The 20,173-nt window shown below is 67.4% G+C and carries 17 protein-coding genes and 3 tRNA genes; 14 read left to right on the plus strand and 6 right to left on the minus strand.

What is annotated here, in order from left to right; translation table 11 throughout:
• Window positions 1–228 precede the first annotated feature (228 nt).
• Both ACMX2H_RS07450 and ACMX2H_RS07455 read right to left on the minus strand, forming a co-directional pair.
• Window positions 229–2,745, minus strand: a complete 2,517-nt coding sequence (locus ACMX2H_RS07450; RefSeq protein ID WP_414959896.1) for an FtsX-like permease family protein — start codon at window positions 2,743–2,745, stop codon at window positions 229–231.
• A 3-nt stretch (window positions 2,746–2,748) separates the two neighbouring features.
• Window positions 2,749–3,522 (minus strand): ABC transporter ATP-binding protein, encoded by a 774-nt coding sequence (locus tag ACMX2H_RS07455; protein WP_414959897.1) that lies wholly within the window; start codon window positions 3,520–3,522, stop codon window positions 2,749–2,751.
• A 557-nt stretch (window positions 3,523–4,079) separates the two neighbouring features.
• Between ACMX2H_RS07455 and ACMX2H_RS07460 the strand changes: the two genes are divergently transcribed.
• Window positions 4,080–5,210, plus strand: coding sequence for an LCP family protein (locus ACMX2H_RS07460; RefSeq protein ID WP_414959898.1), 1,131 nt, complete (start codon window positions 4,080–4,082; stop codon window positions 5,208–5,210).
• Window positions 5,211–5,366: 156 nt separating this feature from the next.
• Here ACMX2H_RS07460 and ACMX2H_RS07465 read toward each other — a convergent pair whose 3' ends face one another.
• Together ACMX2H_RS07465 and ACMX2H_RS07470 are read right to left on the minus strand one after the other, a co-directional pair.
• Entirely contained in the window at window positions 5,367–6,065 is a 699-nt protein-coding gene (locus ACMX2H_RS07465) for a response regulator (protein ID WP_414959899.1), read from the minus strand.
• Between the two features lie 52 nt (window positions 6,066–6,117).
• On the minus strand, window positions 6,118–7,299 hold the full coding sequence (locus ACMX2H_RS07470) for a sensor histidine kinase (RefSeq protein ID WP_414959900.1): 1,182 nt from the start codon (window positions 7,297–7,299) through the stop codon (window positions 6,118–6,120).
• Window positions 7,300–7,599: 300 nt separating this feature from the next.
• Between ACMX2H_RS07470 and ACMX2H_RS07475 the strand changes: the two genes are divergently transcribed.
• The 3 genes from ACMX2H_RS07475 (at window position 7,600) to ACMX2H_RS07485 (ending at window position 10,317) form a co-directional block, all read left to right on the plus strand.
• Window positions 7,600–8,664 (plus strand): 3-isopropylmalate dehydrogenase, encoded by a 1,065-nt coding sequence (locus ACMX2H_RS07475; RefSeq protein WP_414959901.1) that lies wholly within the window; start codon window positions 7,600–7,602, stop codon window positions 8,662–8,664.
• A gap of 65 nt (window positions 8,665–8,729) precedes the next feature.
• The gene (locus ACMX2H_RS07480; RefSeq protein WP_414959902.1) at window positions 8,730–9,833 is read left to right on the plus strand and encodes a branched-chain amino acid aminotransferase; all 1,104 of its coding nucleotides are present in this window, start codon (window positions 8,730–8,732) and stop codon (window positions 9,831–9,833) included.
• A gap of 112 nt (window positions 9,834–9,945) precedes the next feature.
• Window positions 9,946–10,317 carry a DUF1304 family protein gene (locus tag ACMX2H_RS07485; RefSeq protein ID WP_414959903.1) on the plus strand — a complete coding sequence of 124 codons (372 nt, stop codon included), beginning with the start codon at window positions 9,946–9,948 and terminating at the stop codon, window positions 10,315–10,317.
• An 88-nt stretch (window positions 10,318–10,405) separates the two neighbouring features.
• Here ACMX2H_RS07485 and ACMX2H_RS07490 read toward each other — a convergent pair whose 3' ends face one another.
• Together ACMX2H_RS07490 and ACMX2H_RS07495 are read right to left on the minus strand one after the other, a co-directional pair.
• Window positions 10,406–11,026 carry a hypothetical protein gene (locus tag ACMX2H_RS07490; RefSeq protein ID WP_414959904.1) on the minus strand — a complete coding sequence of 207 codons (621 nt, stop codon included), beginning with the start codon at window positions 11,024–11,026 and terminating at the stop codon, window positions 10,406–10,408.
• Between the two features lie 194 nt (window positions 11,027–11,220).
• The gene (locus ACMX2H_RS07495; protein ID WP_414959905.1) at window positions 11,221–11,628 is read right to left on the minus strand and encodes a DUF7793 family protein; all 408 of its coding nucleotides are present in this window, start codon (window positions 11,626–11,628) and stop codon (window positions 11,221–11,223) included.
• A 194-nt stretch (window positions 11,629–11,822) separates the two neighbouring features.
• Between ACMX2H_RS07495 and ACMX2H_RS07500 the strand changes: the two genes are divergently transcribed.
• The 10 genes from ACMX2H_RS07500 to thiL all read left to right on the plus strand — a co-directional run.
• Window positions 11,823–12,605, plus strand: a complete 783-nt coding sequence (locus ACMX2H_RS07500) for an MBL fold metallo-hydrolase (RefSeq protein WP_414959906.1) — start codon at window positions 11,823–11,825, stop codon at window positions 12,603–12,605.
• A 51-nt stretch (window positions 12,606–12,656) separates the two neighbouring features.
• Entirely contained in the window at window positions 12,657–13,430 is a 774-nt protein-coding gene (locus tag ACMX2H_RS07505; protein WP_414959907.1) for a fumarylacetoacetate hydrolase family protein, read from the plus strand.
• Between the two features lie 5 nt (window positions 13,431–13,435).
• Window positions 13,436–13,636 (plus strand): hypothetical protein, encoded by a 201-nt coding sequence (locus ACMX2H_RS07510; protein ID WP_414959908.1) that lies wholly within the window; start codon window positions 13,436–13,438, stop codon window positions 13,634–13,636.
• 54 nt (window positions 13,637–13,690) lie between these two features.
• Complete coding sequence (gene gltX, locus ACMX2H_RS07515) at window positions 13,691–15,190, plus strand: glutamate--tRNA ligase (RefSeq protein WP_414959909.1); 1,500 nt, start codon at window positions 13,691–13,693, stop codon at window positions 15,188–15,190.
• A gap of 145 nt (window positions 15,191–15,335) precedes the next feature.
• Window positions 15,336–15,407 (plus strand) — tRNA-Gln (locus ACMX2H_RS07520).
• A 62-nt stretch (window positions 15,408–15,469) separates the two neighbouring features.
• Window positions 15,470–15,542: transfer RNA gene (locus tag ACMX2H_RS07525), tRNA-Glu, on the plus strand.
• Window positions 15,543–15,592: 50 nt separating this feature from the next.
• A tRNA-Glu gene (locus tag ACMX2H_RS07530) sits at window positions 15,593–15,668 on the plus strand.
• 121 nt (window positions 15,669–15,789) lie between these two features.
• Window positions 15,790–17,562 (plus strand): dynamin family protein, encoded by a 1,773-nt coding sequence (locus ACMX2H_RS07535; RefSeq protein ID WP_462677830.1) that lies wholly within the window; start codon window positions 15,790–15,792, stop codon window positions 17,560–17,562.
• A complete protein-coding gene (locus ACMX2H_RS07540; protein WP_414959910.1) occupies window positions 17,559–19,169 on the plus strand; it encodes a GTPase in 1,611 nt (536 codons plus the stop codon). The genes ACMX2H_RS07535 and ACMX2H_RS07540 overlap by 4 nt, the downstream gene beginning before the upstream one ends.
• Window positions 19,170–19,261: 92 nt before the next feature.
• Window positions 19,262–20,173, plus strand: a 912-nt coding sequence (thiL, locus tag ACMX2H_RS07545; RefSeq protein WP_414959915.1) for a thiamine-phosphate kinase, incomplete at its 3' end; no start/stop codon positions are given.

Raw genomic sequence — 20,173 nt, forward strand, 5'->3', positions numbered from 1 at the left:
CGGCCCTCGGGCCACGGCGGGACGCCCGCGTCGCTCAGCCGCGGTCATCGGCCCTCAACCACTATTCAGCAGGTGCCCTTCCCAGGCCTGAGAAGGGCACCTGCTGATTCCTCGATGAGGGAGATTGCGGGTAGGGGGGAGCTACGGGGGGATGGGGACGACGACGGCGTGGCCTCGCCTGGCCTGCATCCTCATAGCCTGCCCTCCCGGACCGCACGCCTCGTCGGGCTAAACCGTTGCCAGGCCCTCCACTGGGGAGAGGCGGGCGGCGCGGCGGGCCGGCATCACCGAGGCCAGCAGCCCGGCCACCACGGCGACGGCCAGCACGGCCAGCAGTTGCAGCCACGGAACGTCCGGCACCACGGTGGCGAAGGCCCCCAGCGCGGACTGCGCGCCGAGCCAGCCGTACACCGCGCCCAGCACCGCGCCGATCAGCGCGGCCACGCCGGCGATCAGCACTGCCTCCAGGGCCAGCATGCCGCGCAGCTGCGACTTGGTGAGCCCCAGCGCCCGGAGCAGCGAGGATTCCTGCGTCCGTTCCAGCACCGAGAGCGAGAGCGTGTTCGCCACTCCCACCAGCGCGATCAGCACCGCCACGGCCAGCAGCCCGGTGACCACCAGCAGCAGCACGTCAATCACCTGGTTGAACGCGGCCCGTTCCACGGCGGCGCCGGAGATCTGGTATTCGTTCACGTCCAGTCCGGCGGCCAGCTGGCTGCGCAGGTCCAGCAGGGCCCAGGCGTCCAGATCGCGGTCCACCGAGACCCACAGCTGCGGCAAGGACGTGTAGTAGTCCTCGCTGTCGGCGGCGGGCAGCTCCGGAACGCCGATTTCCGCGGCCACGGCGGAGGAGATCAGCGGCGGCAGGGTCCGGCTGTCGGCCTCCACCACGGTCAGCTCCTTGGAGCCCTTGCTGCCGGTCACGGTCAGGGTCTTCAACTCGGAGCCCTGCGGCATCAGCACGGTGTTCCCGTCCAGCATCAGGGTCTTGTCCTGCAGCAGGTCCAGCTGCTCCGGCGCCAACTGGTACACGCCGGTGCGCGCCCCGTGGACCTCGGCATGACCGCCGTTCGTAATCAAACCGGCGGCCGCAACGCCGTCGTAATTCATAGCGGAGGCCGCCGCCGATGCATCCAGCGGCTGCTCCTCCAAGGTGAGCTCGCCTACGGAAAGGTCCACCGGGTATTCCGCGCCCAACTGGCCGTCGAAGGCGGTGCGCGAGGTCTGCGCGCCGGTCATCATCATCGCCACCAGGGTCACGCCGATCAGCAGCGCCGTGGCGGTCGCGGAGGTACGGCCGGGGTTGCGCACGGCGTTGACCGCCGCCAGTTTGCCCGGGACGCCGGCCGGCTTCGCGAGCGCGCCCACCGCCGTCACCAGCGGCGGCACGAACAGCGTGGCGCACAGCAGCAGTCCGATAAAGGACAGCATGCCGCCGGGCAGGGCAATCAGCAGGTTTGCGGAGACCGCGCCCAGCGCGAGCACGACGGCGCCGCCGACCGTGAGCGCGACGCCCACCGCGAGCCTGACCTTGCCTTTGGCATTCCCGGCGCGGGCCTCGTCGGCCGGCCGCAGCGCAGCCAGCGGAGCAACCCGGGTGGCGGCACGGGCCGGGGCCAGCGCGGCCAGGACGGTGAGGAGGATCCCCACCGCCAGCCCGACGGCGACGGCCACCGGCGGCACAGCCAATGCGGCGAACTCGGTGTCCGGCTGCGCCTGCAGCACGGCGATGATGCCGGCCATCAGGCCTACCGCGCCCAGCACGCCCACGATGGACGCGACCACGCCCACTAGCAGCGCTTCGGCCAGCACGGAGTTGCGGATCTGCTTGCGGTCCGCGCCGATGCAGCGCAGCAGCGCCAGCTCACGGGTGCGCTGGGCGATCAGCACGGAGAACGTATTGGCCACTACCAGGGCGGAGACCAGCAGCGCCACCAGCGCGAACGCCAGCAGCACCACGGTGAGCTGGTCGGTTCCGCCGGTGAAGCTCGCCACCACTGCCTTGGTCTGCTCTTCGGCGGTGTTCACGGTGGCATCGGCGAAACCGGCATCGGCCAGCGCGGCCGCCACGGCAGTCTTCACCGCGGTCGCGTCGGCGCCGGACGCCAAATCCAGCTGGATGGAGCGCAGCTGCGGCCCACCTTCGCCAGCCAGCTGCTGGACCAGTTCGCCGCGGGTAAAGAACTGCGGCTGGCCCATCAAGAACGGATCCTTGGAGGCCTTTACAATGCCGGAAATTGTCAGCCCGGTTCCAGCAGCGGCGAGGTCCTCGGCCGCAACCAGACCGCCGGCCGGGGCCAGTTCCACGGTGTCGCCGGCGGCCAGTCCATGTTTTTCCGCGGTGCCGGCGTCCAGGGCCACCTCGCCGTCGCCCGGCAGTTTGCCGCTCAGCAGGTCCAGGTTGTCCAGCCCGGCAGGCGCCGTGTTCTGCAGCGCGCCGTATCCTGATTCGGTCGGCGTGCCGAACGCGATCCACCCCATCTCCTGCGCGTACACCGCGCCCACGCCGTCGGTGCCCCTGACGGCGTCAACGGCCGGTGTATCCAGCGGAGCCGAGGGTCCCTCGGTCACCACCAGGTCCGCGTTCCGGAAACCGGCGCCGATGCTGTTGCCCAGCGACGCTTCCGTGGAGGCGTTGACCATCAGCGTGGCGGTCAGGAACCCCACCGCCATCATCACGGCAAGCCCGACGGCGATGAACCGCCGCGCGTGCTGCCTCACCTGTGCGAGTGCTACTTGCAGCATGGCTTAGGCCCCCAGCTTGGCCAGCGAAGCCAGGATCGTGTCGGTGTTAGGGCGGTCCAGTTCGCCGACCAGCGCGCCGTCGTTCATCAGCACCACGCGGTCTGCGTAGGAGGCGGCCACCGGATCGTGCGTGACCATGATGATGGACTGGCCCATCTCCTGGCAGGACCGGCGCAGCAGCGAAAGCACTTCGGCTCCCACCTTCGAATCAAGGTTGCCGGTGGGCTCGTCGCCGAACACCACGTCCGGGCGCGTCAGCAGAGCCCGGGCCACGGCCACCCGCTGCTGCTGTCCGCCGGACAGCTCGTGCGGGCGGTGTGCCAGCCGGTCGGTCAGGCCGAGCGTCTTGGTGACGTAGCCGAACCACTCGTTGTCCACCGTCCCGTTGGCCAGCGAGATGGGCAGCGTGATGTTCTGCTCCGCGGTTAGCGTGGGCACCAGGTTGAAGGCCTGGAAGACGAAGCCCACGCGCTCGCGGCGCAGCTTGGTCAGCTGGGAGTCGTTGAGTCCCGTGATCTCCGTGCCGCCGATCCAGATGTTGCCCGAGTCGGCGGTGTCCAGCCCGGCCAAGCAATGCATCAACGTGGACTTGCCGGATCCGGACGGGCCCATGATCGCGGTGAACTTGCCGGCGTCGAAGTTGGCGTCCACATTCTTGAGGGCGTGCACACGGGTATCGCCGGTGCCGTAGATCTTGTTCAGGCCGCGGGTGGCAGCGGCCGCGGCGGCGCGTCCGGGGGCGGCGCCGGCGAGTGATTGCTCAGTTTTAGTGGTCATACTCCTACGGTAGGGAACCGATGTCCCGGTCCGGATCCGCCGCCGGGCTGGTATTCGCCGCCGCCGCGCTCATACCCAGGGTGGAGAAGTGGCCCCCGGTGGCCGACCAAGCGAGCGCCAGCGAGCGTGTGGAGACCCGCCCCCTGTGGTCGACCAAGCCTGGGACGTTTGCTCCGGTGGTCGACAAGCGAGCGCCAGCGAGCGCGTGGAGACCGTAGTACACGGCAGCAATCGTCGGGGCTGGGGGATCGTGAGGGCTGGGTAAATCGGTGAGGGCACCGTCCATGGGGGGTGCCCTCACCGATTTACCCCGCCCTCGACCGAACGGTCGTCCCGATGGCTGGACCGAACCGGGCGCGAAGACCTTACGGAGGCCGACCAAATGTGGGAGCGCTGCCCCGGTCGTCGACCAAGCGAGCGCCGGCGAGCGCGTGGAGACCCGAGCGGAGACCGCCCGCTCCCGAAGCCCCGCCCAACCACCGAGGCGGAACACGGCAGGACACGCCGCAGTGGTGAAACCTTTGTGCTTCGGGTGCGGGAGAGTGGAACATTGAGCCATGAAGCTTACGCGCCTGGCCGCACTGCCCCTTGTCTCCCTACTGGTTTTGACCGGCTGCGCCCCGAAGGAACAGCCGGCCCGCCCGCTGACGTCGGCCACGGCGACGCCAACGCCGACGTCAAGTGTGGAAACAGGGGACATGCCGGCCGCGCTGGCGAAACTGGCCACCGCACTCTACGAGGGCGGCGAGCTCAAGGCCAACAAGCGGACGGCAAGCGCGCTCGCGGACCGCAAGCCGGTGGACACCACGATCACCGTGAAGGCGTCCACCGGCAAATGGAACAAGCAGAAGATGGCCGTGCTGACGTCGGACAAGGACGTGACCCTCGCCGTCGAAAAGGGTGGCACCTGGACCGCGGTCGGTGGTTGGTGGCCGTCGCTCGGCGTCAAGAAACCCGTGCTGGGCGGCAAGCGTCACGTCCTGGTCATCGGCTCCGATGCCCAGAAGAGTAAGGGCGAGAAGGTTCGCGAAGCCCGAGCCGATGCCCTTCAGGTGGTTGGCGTGGACGGCAAGGGCGGCGGCGGAATCCTGGGCATTCCGCGCGACCTCTGGGTGAATATGCCGGGCGGCGGGCAGGCGAAAATTAACGCGGCCATGATGCAGGGTGGGCCTAAAGCTCAGCAGAAGGTCGTAACGGATGCGACAGGCCTGAAGGTGGAGGGCTACATCCTCACCGGTTTCAAGGGCTTCGAAAACCTGGTCGATGACATAGGCGGAGTGACCGTCGACGCGCCCGTCCCGGTGCTCGACGTCAAGGCGGGAAAGAGCAAGCTCGACGGCGAGACGGCGCTGGACTTCGCCCGGGAACGAAAGACCTTGCCGGGCGGCGACTTCGATCGCTCAGCACACCAGGGCGTCCTGCTGCTCGGATTCGCCGCACTGGCAAAGATGAACGGTCCGGCCGGACTCGTCGATCTGCTCTCCGCCGCCGATCCGCTGGTGGAGACCAACCTGACCGCGGAGCAGGCGCTGACACTCGGCGCCTGGGCGTACAAGACGGATCCGCGCAAGGTCGGCGGCGAAGTGCCCGAGCCCCCATTCGGGTACAGCTCGGACGGCCAGTTCATGCTGCATCTGGACACGCCGACCCGCAAGATTTTCGATTCCTTCGCGGACGGCAACCTGTAGTTCGGCGGCTGCGGCTGCCGGGCGCCTGGGAGACGACGGCAACCTGTAGTTCGGCGGCCGCGCTGGCCGCAGGGCTGCCGCGCATCCGGGGAGCCGGCGGCATCCAGTGGCACAGCGCCTGCCGGCTGCCCCATGGTCCCGCGCGCACCCGCCCGGCTACGGCGTAACGACCCCGGTTTCGTAGGCGATCAACACGGCCTGCACCCGGTCGCGCGCGTTGAGTTTGGCCAGGATGTGGCCCACGTGGGTCTTCACAGTTGCCTCGGACAGGAACAACTGCGCGGCAATTTCCGGGTTGGAGAGGCCCTGCGCAATCAGCGTGAACACTTCGCGCTCCCGAGCGGTCAGCGTTTCGACCGCCGCATGGCTGCGACTGGCCGGGCCCGGCGTACGCAGCATCGGTGCCACGTGTTCCAGCAGCCGCCGCGTGGTGGACGGCGCAATCACCGCGTCGCCCCGGTGCACCGTGCGGATGGCGCCCAGCAGTTCCTCCGGCGGGGCGTCCTTGAGCAGGAATCCGCTGGCTCCGGCCTGAATGGCGGCCAGCGCGTACTCGTCGAGGTCGAACGTCGTCAGCACCACTACCTTTAGGTCCGCCCGGTCCGAACCCGCGGGCTGCGCGGCGGCGGTGCCCAGCAGCTTGGTAGTCGCCTCAATCCCGTCCATGCCGGGCATGCGGACATCCATGAGCACGACGTCGGCGCGCACCTTTCCGAGCGCGCTCACGGCTTCGCGCCCATCGCCGGCTTCGGCCACCACCTCCAGGTCCGGCTGGGAATTGATCAGCATCTTGAAGCCGCCGCGGACCAGCTGCTGGTCGTCGACGAGGGCAACGCGGATAGGGGAGTCGGTCATCGGGATCTTTCTTGGTCGGGCTGGGCCAGCCGATGGGCGGCAGGCTTCGGCTTCAGGCTTCGGTGTAGGGGATGTAGGCCGAGACGCGGAATCCGCCGCCGGCGCGCGGTCCGGCGTCAACCGTTCCATCGTAGAGCGCCAGCCGTTCGGCCATCCCGGTAAGGCCCTGCTGGCTTCCCGCGGTGGCCGGGTCTGCGGCGGCGCCCCGGCCGTCGTCGTTAATCTGCAGTTCCAGGCCGCGGACAGTCCATTCCAGACGCACCTGCGCCGAGGCCTCGGGCCCGGCGTGCTTGAGGACGTTGGTCAGGCCTTCCTGCACCACCCGGTAGGCCGTCAGCTCGGCGCCCGCTGGCATCGACCGTCTCGGGCCGCCGAACTGCTCCAGCTGCACGTCCAGCCCGGAGCGGCGGACGGTGTCTACCAGGGTCTCCACGTCGGCCAGCGTCGGCAACGGCCGGGTGGAGGCAATCTCGTCTCCGCGCAGCACGCCCAGCAGCCGACGCATGTCCTGCAGCGACGTGCGGCCGGTTTCGGCGATGGTTGCCAGGGTTCCGGTGGCAATGGCCGGGTCCTGCACGCTGGCGTACCGGGCGCCGTCGGCCTGCGTAATGATGACGGAGAGCGAATGCGCCACGATGTCATGCATTTCGCGCGCGATGTGACTGCGTTCATCCGCGGCGGCCAGATCGCGCTCCTGCTGGCGTTCCACTTCAAGCCTGCGGGCGCGGTCCTCCAGCGCTCGGACGGTCAGCCGCCGGTTGCGGACTAAGTCGCCGAACATCCAGCAGGCAAGCACCAAGGCGTCGACTGCTACCAGAGCAACCAAGTAAAAGGGCGCGGTGCCTCCAGTGAACGGATCCGTGATGCCGTAGCGGATCACGTACATCGCCCCGCCTAGCAGTGCCAGCACCAAGCCGCCCAGGCTGCTCCAGCGGGGGCCGTACGCCGCCAACGAGTAGACGGTGACCAACACAAACACATGCGCGGGCAGCGGCTCGCCGATGACAGCCACATTCATTAGGGCCGCTGCCGCCATTGCCACCCCGGACTGCCAGGGATACGTTCGCCGCCAGGCGAGTGGGACAACCAACAACGCCGACATCACGAATGCCGCCAGATGGGCCATCGCCAGGTAGGGCAGGACAAACGCCACTACGGCCGCCAGCATCAGGATCAGATCTACTTTGCCGGTATTGGCCTGGAGCCAGCGGTAGATTTTGTGGTGCACGCCCATGATCCACAACTCTAGGATGTCGGCCGGACAGCCGCGTCATGCCGCGGTCTGAGATTTGTGGGGCGGGGGACCGCCGCGTCGACCGCCCGCCCCACCTCGTCGACCGGACAGTTCGTCGCCCGCCCACTCTTCAGCAGGCGGCCCTATCAGCTCTGAAGCGGCCGCCTGCTGAATAGTCGATGGACAGTTGAGGGGACGAGCGCTTGAACCCCCGCGGCCCCACCGACCAGCGCCCCGCCCTCCTGTTCACATAATGGGACGGTTTGCCCAGAATGTGGACCCCCTCCCTAAAATAAATCCATGAGCGCAGCAACGAAGGCATTCTCCCTGGCAGTCATTCCCGGCGACGGCATCGGTCCGGAGGTCGTGGCCGAGGCGGTGAAGGTCCTTGAGGCGGCAACTGCCGGCGGCGACGCCACCTTCGAGCTGACCGAATACCCGCTGGGCGCCGAACACTGGCTGGCCACCGGCGAGACCTTGCCCGAGGAGACGCTGGAGCAGCTGCGCAAGCATGACGCCATCCTGTTCGGCGCCGTCGGTGCCGCCCCCGGCGATACCCGCATCCCGTCCGGCATCATCGAACGTGAGATGCTGCTCAAGCTGCGCTTCTCGCTGGACCACTACGTGAACCTGCGCCCGGCCAAACTGCTGCCCGGGGTGGCCAGTCCGCTGGCGAACCCAGGCGAGGTGGACTTCGTCGTCGTTCGCGAAGGCACCGAAGGTCCGTATGTGGGCAACGGCGGTGCGCTGCGGGTGGGCACTCCGCACGAGATCGCCACCGAGGTTTCGGTCAATACCGCGCACGGCGTGGAGCGCGTGGTCCGCGACGCCTTCCTCCGCGCCTCCGCCCGCCGCAACAAGCTCACGCTGGTGCACAAGCACAACGTGCTGGTCCATGCCGGCCACCTGTGGCGCCGCACTGTGGAGACCGTCGGCGCGGAGTTCCCGGACGTCGCCGTCGACTACCTGCACATCGACGCGGCGACCATCTTCATGGTCACCGACCCGGCGCGCTTCGACGTGATCGTCACCGACAATCTGTTCGGCGACATCATCACCGACCTGGCCGCGGCGATCACCGGCGGTATCGGACTGGCAGCGTCCGGCAACATCAACATGGACCGCACCGCCCCGTCGATGTTCGAACCGGTGCACGGCTCCGCCCCGGACATCGCCGGCCAGCAGAAGGCCGACCCCACGGCAGCCATCCTGTCCGTGGCGCTGCTGCTGGATCACCTAGGCCTGGCGGATGCCGCAGCCCGCGTGCAAAAGGCGGTGGAGGACGACGTCGCAGCCCGGGGGGGTGCCTCCCGCACCACTGCGCAAATCGGCGATGCCATCAGTGCCGCTTTGGCAGTAGGCTAGTTAGCGGTTACTAACCAAAACCATTTATTGACGCACAAGGGCGTGCCCTCACCGCGGAGGAACCCATGACTGAAACCCTCGAATTCACCCAGCAGCTCTCGGATCGTCCGAAGAGTGCCGAGGAGCGCGCCGCCATTCTGGCGAACCCGGGCTTCGGCAAGCACTTCACGGACCACACGGCCGTGGTCGACTACAAGGTCGGCCCTGACGGCAACGGCGGCTGGTCGAATGCGCGGATCGAGCCCTACGGGCCCATCATGATGGATCCGGCCGCCGCGGTGCTGCACTACGGCCAGGAGATTTTTGAGGGCCTGAAGGCCTACCAGCACGACGACGGGTCCGTCTGGACCTTCCGCGCGGAAGCCAACGCCGCCCGGCTCAACACCTCGGCCCGCCGCCTGGCGCTGCCGGAGCTGCCCGAAGAAACCTTCATCGAGTCGCTGCGTCAACTGGTCAGCACGGACAAGGCCTGGGTTCCCACCGGTGACGGCGAGGCGCTGTACCTGCGCCCGTTCATGATCGCCACCGAGGCGTTCCTTGGCGTGCGCCCGGCGCATGAGGTGTCCTACCGGGTGATTGCTTCACCGGCCGGAAACTACTGGGGCGGCGAACTCAAGCCGGTTTCCATCTGGCTTTCCGGCCACTACTCCCGGGCCGGCGAAGGCGGCACCGGCGAGGCCAAATGCGGCGGCAACTACGCGGCGTCGCTGGCCGCCCAGCTGGAAGCCGAAGCCAACGGCTGCCAGCAGGTGCTCTTCCTGGACAAGTTCAACGACAACGCCATCGAGGAACTCGGCGGGATGAACGTGTTCTTCGTCTTCAAGGACGGGCGCCTGGTCACGCCGGAACTCAACGGCCACATCCTGCACGGCGTCACCCGCTCCTCGGTGATCGAACTGGCCAAGGACCGCGGCCTGGACGTGCAGGAACGCAAGATCACCATCGACGAATGGCGCGACGGCGTGGCCGCCGGCGACATCACCGAAGCCTTCGCCTGTGGCACCGCCGCCGTGATCACCCCGATCGGCGAGCTGAAGGCCGACGGCTGGTCCATCGCGTCCCCGAGCGCCGGTTCTGGCGAAGTGGCCATGTCCATTCGGCAGGAACTGCTTGGCATCCAGACCGGTGCGGTGGAGGATTCGCGCGGCTGGCTAACGCGCCTGGCCTAGGCTTGCTGACCGGCTTGGCCTAGGCTGGCTGACCCGCCTTTGCCTAGGCCGGGCGGCCCGCTTGGCCTACCCACTGCTTCAGTTCCGCGACAGCCGGGTCCACACTAGGTCCATGACCGGGGTGGCTTACGTGCTTGCCGTGATCTTCGGCTTGGTCCTGATCGCCGTCGGGATCGCTGAGGCGTTCTATTTCCGCGACCAGCGCTTCCACAAACTGTTCCTCATCCGGCCGCAGGATGTGGCAGCGGTCCGGCTCTGGACCATCAACCTCGGCTTCTACAACATAGTCTGGGGGCTGGTCCTCATCGCCGGGGTGTTCATCGCCGCCAGCGGCAGGACCGCCATCGGCGAGACCATGGTCGTCTTCACCTGCCTCGCCCACGTGGTCCTCGGGGCGGTGCTGTGGATCTCCGAACGCCGGCTCTGGCAGAGTGCCCTGGCCCAAGCCATCTTGCCGCTAATCGTCCTCCTCCTGCTGCTCTGACCCGGGAGGAGGACGACGGCCGGCCCGCCTTCCGGTGGGACGCCGTCAGTGTGCGCCCACCCAACCGGCTGCGAACCCACCCGGCACGCTACCGCTTCCGGGCGGCGGCCTTGCGCTCGGCGGCCTTCCGGGCCTTCTTGGATATCGGCTTCAGTGCCTTGCGCTCAGCCTCTTCGGCGGCGATCCGGTTCTTCCGGGCATCCACCAGATCGTTCCACAGCGCGGAGGCAAAGCTGCCGCCGTCGCGCTCATAGACCTGGTACGGGTAAGACGCGAAGATCCCCGCCGGCGAGCCCGCACCCGGGAGCTCCTTGCCGGTCTTCAGCGCATAGGCGTCGCCGAGCGACCACGTCTCCGACAGGTAGCGGGCCAGGTTTTCGCGAATGAACACATTGGCGTCCGGGGCCTCGGCAGCCTCGGCCAGCAAAGTCTGCAGGCGCGCAGCCAGCAGCTCCCCGGCAGCGTCGGAGAGATCCGCACCCTGGCCCGCCGCAGCCTCGAGTTCGGCAGTGAACTCGTTTACCGCGGATTCCCAGTCAGTCGTCTCGCGGTTCTTTTGCCAGGTGGGGAACCAGACAATGTCGCCGTTGGCATGGTTGTGGATGTGCTGCATTCCGCTATTGCGCTCGGCCGCCGCGTGGTCGTGCTCAGCCGAGTCATAATCGGCCAGCAGTTCGGCCAAGGACAAGGTGTTCTGCGTTTCCGCCATCGAATTCTTCCTATCGTGCAGCAGCAATGCTTCCATCTGGGGCAACCCCGCCGCCGCGCGAACTTATTCCGCGCTTCAGTCCTGCCGACGACGCCGGTGTCGAGTCTTGCCTGCCGGACCGTGGGCGCATCCTACCGCCGGACGCGGCGCCAAGACGCCGCTTCGACGCAGCCGTTGCGCCGTCAGTACCGGCGTCAGACGACGCTCGCGTCCACCTCAAGCGCCGGCAGGCGCTGGACATGCGGTGCCAGCCAAGCCCGCGCCTCGGCCTCGTCGTCGAAATAGCGGGCGAAATCCTCGTCGTCGAAGATCCGCAGAAAGAAGTTCGCCAACACCCGGTCCACCGGCCCGTCGCCGAGCACAGCCAGCGCAATAGAGGGAGTGAAGGTCTGGGCGACCGCCTGCACCTCCGATGTGGCCCAGCGCACTCCGGCGATCCGCAGCAGCATCACCACCCGCCGGTCGCCCACCAGATCGAAGAGGTGGTCGACCACCTGCTGCGCCAACTCGGCGCCGACGCTCAGGCCGCGATGCAGCGTCAGCACCATCAGGCCGTCGTCGTCCAGTTGCACATCGAATGTTGAGTGAACTTCCTCCAGCACTGATCCCCCCCATCGTCGTGCCGCGGTCAGCGGCCGGTGCAGGACCCCAGCCTATGCGACGAATGTCACATTGGCAGCATGGTGGGGTTGTATGTGAACCGAACCTTTCATATTTCGCAAATATTACGACGGCGGCGCGCACCTTCCGGTCAGCGGTCCTGGGGTGCCGGACGGGGAAGTGCGAGGATGGCTCTGTGACCGCTGAACAGAATTCCGCCCTGGTCCGCAGCAGCGACCTGACCCGCTACCGGTTGGCTCCCAATCCCGGGCCGATGAGCCTGGACGGCACGCAGTCGTACCTGATTGCCGACCCGGAGAGCAGGGGAGTGGCCGTGGTGGATCCGGGGCCGCTGGATGAGGCCCACTTGGCCGAACTGGCCGCCGCCGGCGAGGTGGAACTCGTCCTGATCACCCACCACCACATTGACCACACCGAGGCCAGCGAGCGTTTCCACGAACTGACAGGTGCGCCCGTGCGGGCGCTGGACGCCGCGCTCTGCTTCGGCGGCGACCCGCTCACGGACGGCGAAGTGATCAGGGCTGCCGGGGTCGACATCCACGTTGTGACCACCCCCGGGCATACGGCAGACTCCGTCAGCTTCCACCTGCCCGCGGACGGCGAGCACGGCTCGGTCCTCACCGGCGACACCATCTTGGGACGCGGGACCACCATCATTGCCTTCCCGGACGGACGGCTCGGCCCCTATCTGGATTCACTGGCCCGGCTGGAGATCCTCGGTCCGGCCAAAGTGTTGCCGGCGCACGGCGGCACTCTCCCGGACCTCTCGGCGATCTGCCGCGAATACGCCAGCCACCGCCAGATGCGGCTGGATCAGATCCGCGCCGCCCTCGCGCATCTCGGCGCCGACGCCAGCGTGGACGACGTAACCGACCACGTCTACCACGACATCGATGCCGCCGTCCGGCTCGCTGCCGAAGCCTCGGTCGCGGCCCAACTGGAGTACTTGCGCGGCTGACGGGGTCCTTCGGCTTGGAATCCATCCACCGGCAACCAGTAGGCTAAACCCATGCGTATAGCCCGGTTTGTCCTTGATTCCGACCCCCAGTACGGCATCGTCGAAGGCGAGGAGGGAAGCGAGCAGGTCACCGTCATCGCCGGCGACCCGTTCTTCAACGGCGTCCAGCCCACCGGAGCCCGGCACAAGCTCGAGGACGTCCGCCTACTCGCCCCGATCATCCCGCGCAGCAAGGTGATCGGCATCGGCCGCAACTATGCCGAGCACATCAAGGAAATGGGCAATGAGACGCCCGCCGCACCGCTGATGTTCCTCAAGCCCAACACCTCGGTCATCGGGCCCAACGAGCCGCTGGTACTGCCCGAATTCTCCGACGAGGTCTCCTACGAAGCCGAACTCTGCGTCATCATCGGGCGGATCTGCAAGGACGTCCCGGTGGAGCGCGTGGATGATGTCATCTTCGGCTACACCTGCGGCAACGACCTGACGGCCCGCGATGCACAGCGCACCGACAACCAGTGGGCCCGCGCCAAGGGCTTCGACGGCTCGGCGCCGCTCGGCCCGTGGATTGAAACCGAACTGGACACCGAGGATCTGGCCATCCGGGGCCGCCTCGACGGCGAACTGAAGCAGGACGGCAACACCTCGCAGATGATCTGGGGCGTCAAGGAGTTGGTCTCCTATGCCTCCCAGGCCTTCACGCTGCTGCCCGGCGATGTGATCATGACCGGCACGCCCTCCGGCGTCGGCACCATCGAGGCCGGCCAGCGCTACGAGGTGGAGATCGAAGGCATCGGAAAGCTCTCCAACACGGCACGCCGCTGATCCTCATGCGCTCCAGCCGCCGATCGTTCGCAGTCTTCGCACTGGGGTCGCTGGCTACGTTTTCGGTGGCTGCCCGCGCCACGCATTACCTGGGCGGCCCCGCCTGGCTCACGGCAACCTTCCTCGCCGTCGGCATCCTGTTGGCACTGTATTACCTGTACCGGTTGCTCACTGCCTGGCTGGCCCGCAGCAGGCGCCCCAAGTAGCGGGCGCCGGGCCGGAACAGGGGACTGGCGCGGGAGACTAAACTGGGAGCCATCATGACTAATGCTGCTGCCATTCCCACTGTCGACGACGAAACTCCAGTCCGCGTGCGCTTCTGCCCGTCTCCCACGGGCACCCCGCATGTGGGCCTGATCCGCACCGCGCTGTTCAACTGGGCCTACGCCCGGCACACCGGCGGCACCATGGTGTTCCGGATCGAGGACACCGATGCTGCCCGCGACAGCGAGGAGAGCTACCAGCAGCTGCTCGACGCAATGAAGTGGCTGGGCATTGACTGGGACGAGGGCGTTGAAGTGGGGGGCCCGCACAAGCCCTACCGGCAGTCCCAGCGTGGGGACATCTACCGGGACGTGATCGCCAAGCTCAAAGAAGCCGGCCACCTCTACGAGTCCTACTCCACCCCGGAAGAAGTTGAAGAGCGCCACCGCGCCGCGGGCCGCGACATCAAGCTCGGCTATGACAACTTTGATCGTCACCTAACGCCGGAGCAGGTCGCGGCTTTCAAGGCGGAGGGTCGCGAGCCGGTGCTGCGCGTGCAGATGCCGGATGAAGACATCACCTTCACCGACCTGGTCCGCGGCGACATCACCTTCAAGGCCGGCAGCGTGCCGGACTTTGTGGTGGTGCGGGCGAACGGCAAGCCGCTTTACACGCTGGTCAATCCGGTGGATGACGCGCTGATGGGTATCACCCACGTGCTGCGCGGCGAAGATCTGCTCTCGTCGACGCCTCGTCAGATCGCGCTCTACCGCGCGCTGGTGGACATCGGTGTTGCCCGCTACATGCCGCTGTTCGGCCACCTGCCCTACGTGATGGGTGAGGGCAACAAGAAGCTGTCCAAGCGTGACCCGGAATCGAACCTCTTCCTGCACCGCGAACGCGGCTTCATCCGCGAGGGGCTGTTGAACTACCTGTCGCTGCTGGGATGGTCGCTGTCCGCCGACGAGGACATCTTCACCGTTGACCAGCTGGTGGAAAATTTCGATATCCACGACGTGCTGGCCAATCCGGCCCGGTTCGACCTGAAGAAGGCCGAAGCCATCAACGGAACGCATGTCCGGCTGCTGGAACCGGGCGACTTCAAGCTCCGGCTGGTGCCCTACCTGCAGCACGCCGGCCTGGTCGGCGAAGTGCTGAACGAACGCGAGCAGATGATCCTGGCAGATGCCGCCCCGCTGGTCCAGGAACGCATCACACTGCTGGGCGAAGCGCCGGAGATGCTTGCCTTCCTGTTCAAGAAAGACGACCAGATCGACGTCGCACAAGATGCCCGCAAGGGTCTGCCGGAGAACCTGACCGAGGCGCTGGATGCCGCATTGGCGGCGCTGGAGCCGATCGAAGAGTGGACGGCAGAGAACATCCAGGCGGCGCTGCGCGCGGCCTTGGTCGATGGCCTGGGGCTTAAGCCCCGGCTGGCTTTCGGACCGGTCCGGACCGCTGTGTCGGGACGGCGTATCTCGCCACCCTTGTTCGAGTCCATGGTGATCCTCGGCAAGGAGTCCTCGCTGGCACGGCTGAAATCCTTCCGCGGCTGAGCCTGAATCCGAGCAGCGGGCGGTCTCAGCCGCCCGTCAGCTGCTCGTTTTGCACTTTCGAGCAAGCATCCGGTAAAGTAATTACTCGTGCTGAGGCGCTAGGGAATGGGTAACAGCCCCTTTCCACCGGCTCCGAAAGTGCCATTGGGATATGGTGTAATTGGCAACACAACGGTTTCTGGTACCGTCATTCTAGGTTCGAGTCCTGGTATCCCAGCGCTACAGCCTCCGCTTTCGCGGGGGCTGGATTGTGCGGAGGCAAACTCCAAGCAAACCTACGGCCCCATCGTATAGCGGCCTAGTACGCCGCCCTCTCACGGCGGTAACGCGGGTTCGAATCCCGCTGGGGTCACTGTCCATGCAGGACAAGGCAGCACCGGCCTTCAACAGTGCAAGCTATGCGGCCCCATCGTATAGCGGCCTAGTACGCCGCCCTCTCACGGCGGTAACGCGGGTTCGAATCCCGCTGGGGTCACCAACAGCCGGCCCCGGACATTGTCCGGGGCCGGTTTTTTGTCTGCAGGGAGACGTGCGTCTCAGAGCGGCCAAGGTTCGGGTAGTTGGCAGCTCCTGCTGGCATGATGGGGAACGTGACCAGCATGGTGCCTGAGGGCCAAGACAGGGGAGCGGCAGGCGCCGTCGCGCTCTTGGAGCAAAGCCGCAGCACGCTTGAGGCGCTGGACTTGCCGCTGAACGTGACGGGAGCTGCCGAGGCACGCGGCGCCATCCAGGCGGCCGTGGCCCAGCTGGACGACTACATTTTGCCCCGCTTCCGCACGTTGGATGCACCGCTGCTGGCAGTGGTGGGAGGCTCGACCGGCGCCGGAAAGTCGACCCTGGTCAACGCGCTGGCCGGCTTTCCCGCGACTCGCGCGGGCGCGATCCGACCCACCACCCGCCAGCCAGTCCTGCTGCATCATCCGAGCGACAGAGCCTGGTTCGCGGACCGGCGGATCCTGCCCGGCCTCAACCGCATCACCGGAACGCCAGCACAAGGCGCCACCGACGACTACGCCGGCGGGACCGAATCGGCAGCAGAGCCGGCCGGAACCTCGCTGGTGCTGCTGGCGGACCGCAGCATCCCTGCCGGCGTTGCGGTGCTCGACGCACCGGATGTCGATTCCATTTCCGACGACAACCGACGATTGGCCGGACAACTGCTGGCGGCGGCGGACTTGTGGATTTTTGTCACCACAGCCAACCGCTACGCCGATGCGGTGCCTTGGGCGTTGCTCTTGGATGCCGCCCGCCGGGACATCGAAGTCGCGGTGGTCCTGGACCGGGTTCCGGCCGACGTGGAGGCGGAGGTCCGCACCGACCTGGCCGGACTGTTGCAGCGGCAGGGGCTCGCTGCTGCGAAGCTGTTCGTCATTCTCGAATCCACGCTGGACGAACAGGGCATGCTGCCGGCCGGTGCCGTGGACCCGCTCCGCGCTTGGCTCGAGGAGCTGGCCGCCGACGCTTCCAGCCGGGCCGCTATTGCCCGCCGCACGCTCGGCGGGGCCGTGCGCTCACTGGCCCACACTGTCCGGGCCGGCGCTGCTGCCGCGGACGATCAGAACGCCGCCGGGCAGAGGCTGCGCAAGATGGTCGACGGCGCCTATCAGGCAGCCACCGACCAGGCCCTCGCGGCCACGCAGGACGGGACGCTTCTGCGCGGCGAGGTGTTGGCCCGGTGGCAGGACTTTGTCGGAACCGGAGAGTTTTTCCGCGGCATCGAGAGCGGAATAGGCCGGCTGCGGGACCGGATCGGTGCGTTCTTTTCCGGCAAACCCGCGCCGTCGGTAGTGGTCGAGGCAGCCATTGAGTCCGGACTGCAGGCCGTGGTCGTCGAGGCAGCGGCCAATGGTGCCGAACAAGCCGATGCCGGATGGCGGGTGGATCCGGCAGGGCAGGGACTGCTCGGCGGCGACGACCTGTCCACGCCCAGTGCCGGGTTCTCGGACGACGTGGCACGGGAGATCCGGGCATGGCAGTCGGATCTGCTGGACCTGATCCGCAGCGAGGGCGAGGACAAGCGGTTCACCGCCCGCATGCTCTCCTTCGGTGTCAACGGACTCGGGGTGGCCCTGATGGTGGTCATTTTCGCGGCAACCGGCGGTCTGACAGGGTTGGAGATCGGCGTGGCCGGCGGAACGGCCGTGGTGGGCCAGAAGCTGCTCGAAGCAGTCTTCGGCGAGGACGCCGTACGCCGGCTGGCCCGCAAGGCCCGTGCCCAACTCCAGGAGCGGACCACCAGGCTGATGCAGGCAGAAGCGCAGCGTTTCCTGTCCCGAATCCCGGCCGAGGAGCAACAAGCCGAGCCGATGCGCACGCTGGCAGACCAACTTCAGGCAGTGGGGGCAAAGACGGACTCGGAGGCGGCGGAATGAGCCGGCACCGGGGGAAACCCGAAGCGTCGGTGTTGGAGGCGCGGCTGGAGGCCCTGAATTCGGCCGCTGAACTTGCCGACGGCGTGCTGCCGAAAGGGGACTTGGCGTCCACCATCGACGTCCTGGAACGTGCCAGCACCCGCCGATCCTTGTCCGCTGACCATACCGTGGTGGGGTTCTTCGGAGCGACGGGCAGCGGCAAGTCCTCCCTCTTCAATGCCGTGTCCGGAAGCCATCACGCCACCGTGGCGGCGCGTCGGCCGACCACTTCGGAAACACTGGCCGGCATCTGGGGAACAGCCGGCAGCGAGCCCCTGCTCGATTGGCTGCAGGTCAACCACCGGCACGTCATGGCCGATGAGTCGCTGGACGGACACGGCAGCCTGATTCTGCTGGACCTGCCCGATTTCGATTCCACCGCCGTCGAGCACCGCGAGATCGTGCACCGGCTGGCCGGGCAGGTCGATGTACTGGTGTGGGTTCTGGATCCGCAGAAGTATGCGGACGCAGCCGTGCACCATGGATTCCTGCGGCCGCTGGCCTCCCACGGGGCGGTAACACTGGTCGTGCTGAACCAGATGGACCGGTTGGCCGAGAACCAACGGAAACCGGTCCTGGAATCGCTTAAGGACATCCTGGTCCAGGATGGGCTGGGCCGGACCGATGTCTATCCTGTCTCCGCCCGGACAGGCGCGGGCGTTGACGAGCTCAAGGCGGCCATCACGGCGTTCGCCGACCGGCGGCAGGCCGCAACAAACCGTCTTATCGCCGATGTCCGCAACGCGGCTCGAGCTCTGGACTCGGGTCTCGACGCAGAACCGGCAGGCATCAGCAAACCAGCCCGCGCCCAGCTCGCCGAACAGCTCGCCCAGGCCGCGGGTGTTGACGCGATCTGCGACGCCGTGGCAACGTCCTATCGCCGGCAGTCGCACGCCCGGACGGGTTGGCCGGTGGTCCGCTGGCTGGGAAAGCTGCGCCGGGATCCGCTCAAACGGCTTAATCTGGACCGCAAAGATGTCAGTCCGATGCTGAACCGGTCGTCGATGCCGGCGCCCGGTCCGGCGCAACAGGCACAGTCGGACAAGGCTGTGCGGCAGTTCGCCGACCGTGCAGGCGAAGGGGCCAGCGCTCCGTGGCGCGCGGCCATCCGCCGGTCGGCACGGTCCGCAGAGGAGACCCTCCCCGACGACTTGGACCAGGCCCTGGCGGGCACCGACCTGCGGTCCGACCGCGCGTCCTGGTGGTGGCCGGTCTTCGGGGTGATCCAATGGTGCGCGTTGGCGGCTGCCTTGGCCGGAGCGCTCTGGCTGTTGGGCATCGCTGCGCTCGGCTATTTCCAGTTTCAGGTGCCGGAGACACCCAGGGTTGAGGGCTTTCCCGTACCCACCTTGTTGTTGGCAGCCGGGATCCTCGCCGGGGTGCTGCTGGCACTGGCTTCCGGCCTGATCTCCCGCCTCGTCGCCAGATCCAGGGCAGCAACGGCACGACGGCGGCTGCGCGCCTCCGTCGCGCGGGTGGCGGAAGAGCGGATCGTCCAGCCGGTGCAGGATGCCCTTGCGCGGTACCAGGAATTCCGGCGGGCGGTTGCCAAGGCGTCCGGAGAATGACGCTGCCATAACGCCGTCAGACTGACCGTGCGAAGCGCGGGACATGGGGCGGTGATGAACAAGAAAGAAAGTACAGATTGACCGACGAATTGATGATCAACCACCTGGACGAAGGATCCCTGCTGGACCGGATCTTTCCGCGCCTTGGCCGCGCCAACGTCCCGGTTGGCCCCGGCGATGATGCCGCCGTCATCGACGCACCGGATGCACGGACCGTCATCTCGATCGACACCTTGGTCCAAGACCAGGACTTCCGGCTCGTCTGGCCCTCCGGATACCGGACCACCGGCTACGACGTCGGCTGGAAATCCGTGGCGCAAAACCTCTCGGACATCAACGCCATGGGTGCCGTGCCCACGTCCTTGGTCATCAGCCTCACGTTGCCCGGTTTGACACCGGTGGCGTGGGTTGAGGATTTGGCCGACGGCGTGGCCGAGGCGATCCGGAAACTCGGCGCGGACCGCTGCTCCATCGTCGGCGGCGATCTGGGCCGGGGTAATGCGCTGGTTGTCACCGCGGCAGTCACCGGCGACCTCGAAGGCCGCCACCCGGTGCTGCGCAGCGGTGCGCGCCCCGGTGACATCGTGGCCGTAGCCGGGACGCTGGGGAAGGCAGCAGCTGGGTTGCGCCTGCTCGACAGCACGCACTTTGCCCGCGAATTTCCGGCTTCGCTGCAGGCGCTGGCCCGCATCCAGTCGCGGCCTGAACCACCACTGCACGCGGGCCCGGCAGCGGCAAAGGCGGGCGCGACGGCCATGATGGACATTTCGGACGGCCTGCTTCGCGACGCTGCCCGGCTGGCCCGTGCCAGCTCCGTCTCGGTCGACCTGTTCGCGGCCGCATTGCAGGACTTTGTTGAACCGCTGCGCGGGGCAGCCAGCCTCTTGGGTGCCGACCCGATGGAATGGGTGCTCGGCGGCGGCGAGGACCATGGCCTGCTAGGCACGTTCCCGACAGCGGAGGCCCTGCCGGTAGGTTTCGTCGCTGTAGGAACCGTGCGCGAT

Source organism: Arthrobacter sulfonylureivorans (genome assembly GCF_047607445.1).
Taxonomy (GTDB): domain Bacteria; phylum Actinomycetota; class Actinomycetes; order Actinomycetales; family Micrococcaceae; genus Crystallibacter; species Crystallibacter sulfonylureivorans_A.

What these genes read in the sequence shown, in the direction of transcription:
- ACMX2H_RS07480 (WP_414959902.1), top strand. Translation starts at nt 8,730, where the DNA reads ATGACTGAAACCCTCGAATTCACCCAGCAGCTCTCGGATCGTCCGAAG.
- ACMX2H_RS07470 (WP_414959900.1), bottom strand. Translation starts at nt 7,299, where the DNA reads ATGGGCGTGCACCACAAAATCTACCGCTGGCTCCAGGCCAATACCGGC.
- ACMX2H_RS07540 (WP_414959910.1), top strand. Translation starts at nt 17,559, where the DNA reads ATGAGCCGGCACCGGGGGAAACCCGAAGCGTCGGTGTTGGAGGCGCGG.
- ACMX2H_RS07485 (WP_414959903.1), top strand. Translation starts at nt 9,946, where the DNA reads ATGACCGGGGTGGCTTACGTGCTTGCCGTGATCTTCGGCTTGGTCCTG.
- ACMX2H_RS07465 (WP_414959899.1), bottom strand. Translation starts at nt 6,065, where the DNA reads ATGACCGACTCCCCTATCCGCGTTGCCCTCGTCGACGACCAGCAGCTG.
- ACMX2H_RS07450 (WP_414959896.1), bottom strand. Translation starts at nt 2,745, where the DNA reads ATGCTGCAAGTAGCACTCGCACAGGTGAGGCAGCACGCGCGGCGGTTC.
- gltX (WP_414959909.1), top strand. Translation starts at nt 13,691, where the DNA reads ATGACTAATGCTGCTGCCATTCCCACTGTCGACGACGAAACTCCAGTC.
- ACMX2H_RS07510 (WP_414959908.1), top strand. Translation starts at nt 13,436, where the DNA reads ATGCGCTCCAGCCGCCGATCGTTCGCAGTCTTCGCACTGGGGTCGCTG.
- ACMX2H_RS07455 (WP_414959897.1), bottom strand. Translation starts at nt 3,522, where the DNA reads ATGACCACTAAAACTGAGCAATCACTCGCCGGCGCCGCCCCCGGACGC.
- ACMX2H_RS07490 (WP_414959904.1), bottom strand. Translation starts at nt 11,026, where the DNA reads ATGGCGGAAACGCAGAACACCTTGTCCTTGGCCGAACTGCTGGCCGAT.
- ACMX2H_RS07475 (WP_414959901.1), top strand. Translation starts at nt 7,600, where the DNA reads ATGAGCGCAGCAACGAAGGCATTCTCCCTGGCAGTCATTCCCGGCGAC.
- ACMX2H_RS07505 (WP_414959907.1), top strand. Translation starts at nt 12,657, where the DNA reads ATGCGTATAGCCCGGTTTGTCCTTGATTCCGACCCCCAGTACGGCATC.
- ACMX2H_RS07460 (WP_414959898.1), top strand. Translation starts at nt 4,080, where the DNA reads ATGAAGCTTACGCGCCTGGCCGCACTGCCCCTTGTCTCCCTACTGGTT.
- ACMX2H_RS07535 (WP_462677830.1), top strand. Translation starts at nt 15,790, where the DNA reads ATGGTGCCTGAGGGCCAAGACAGGGGAGCGGCAGGCGCCGTCGCGCTC.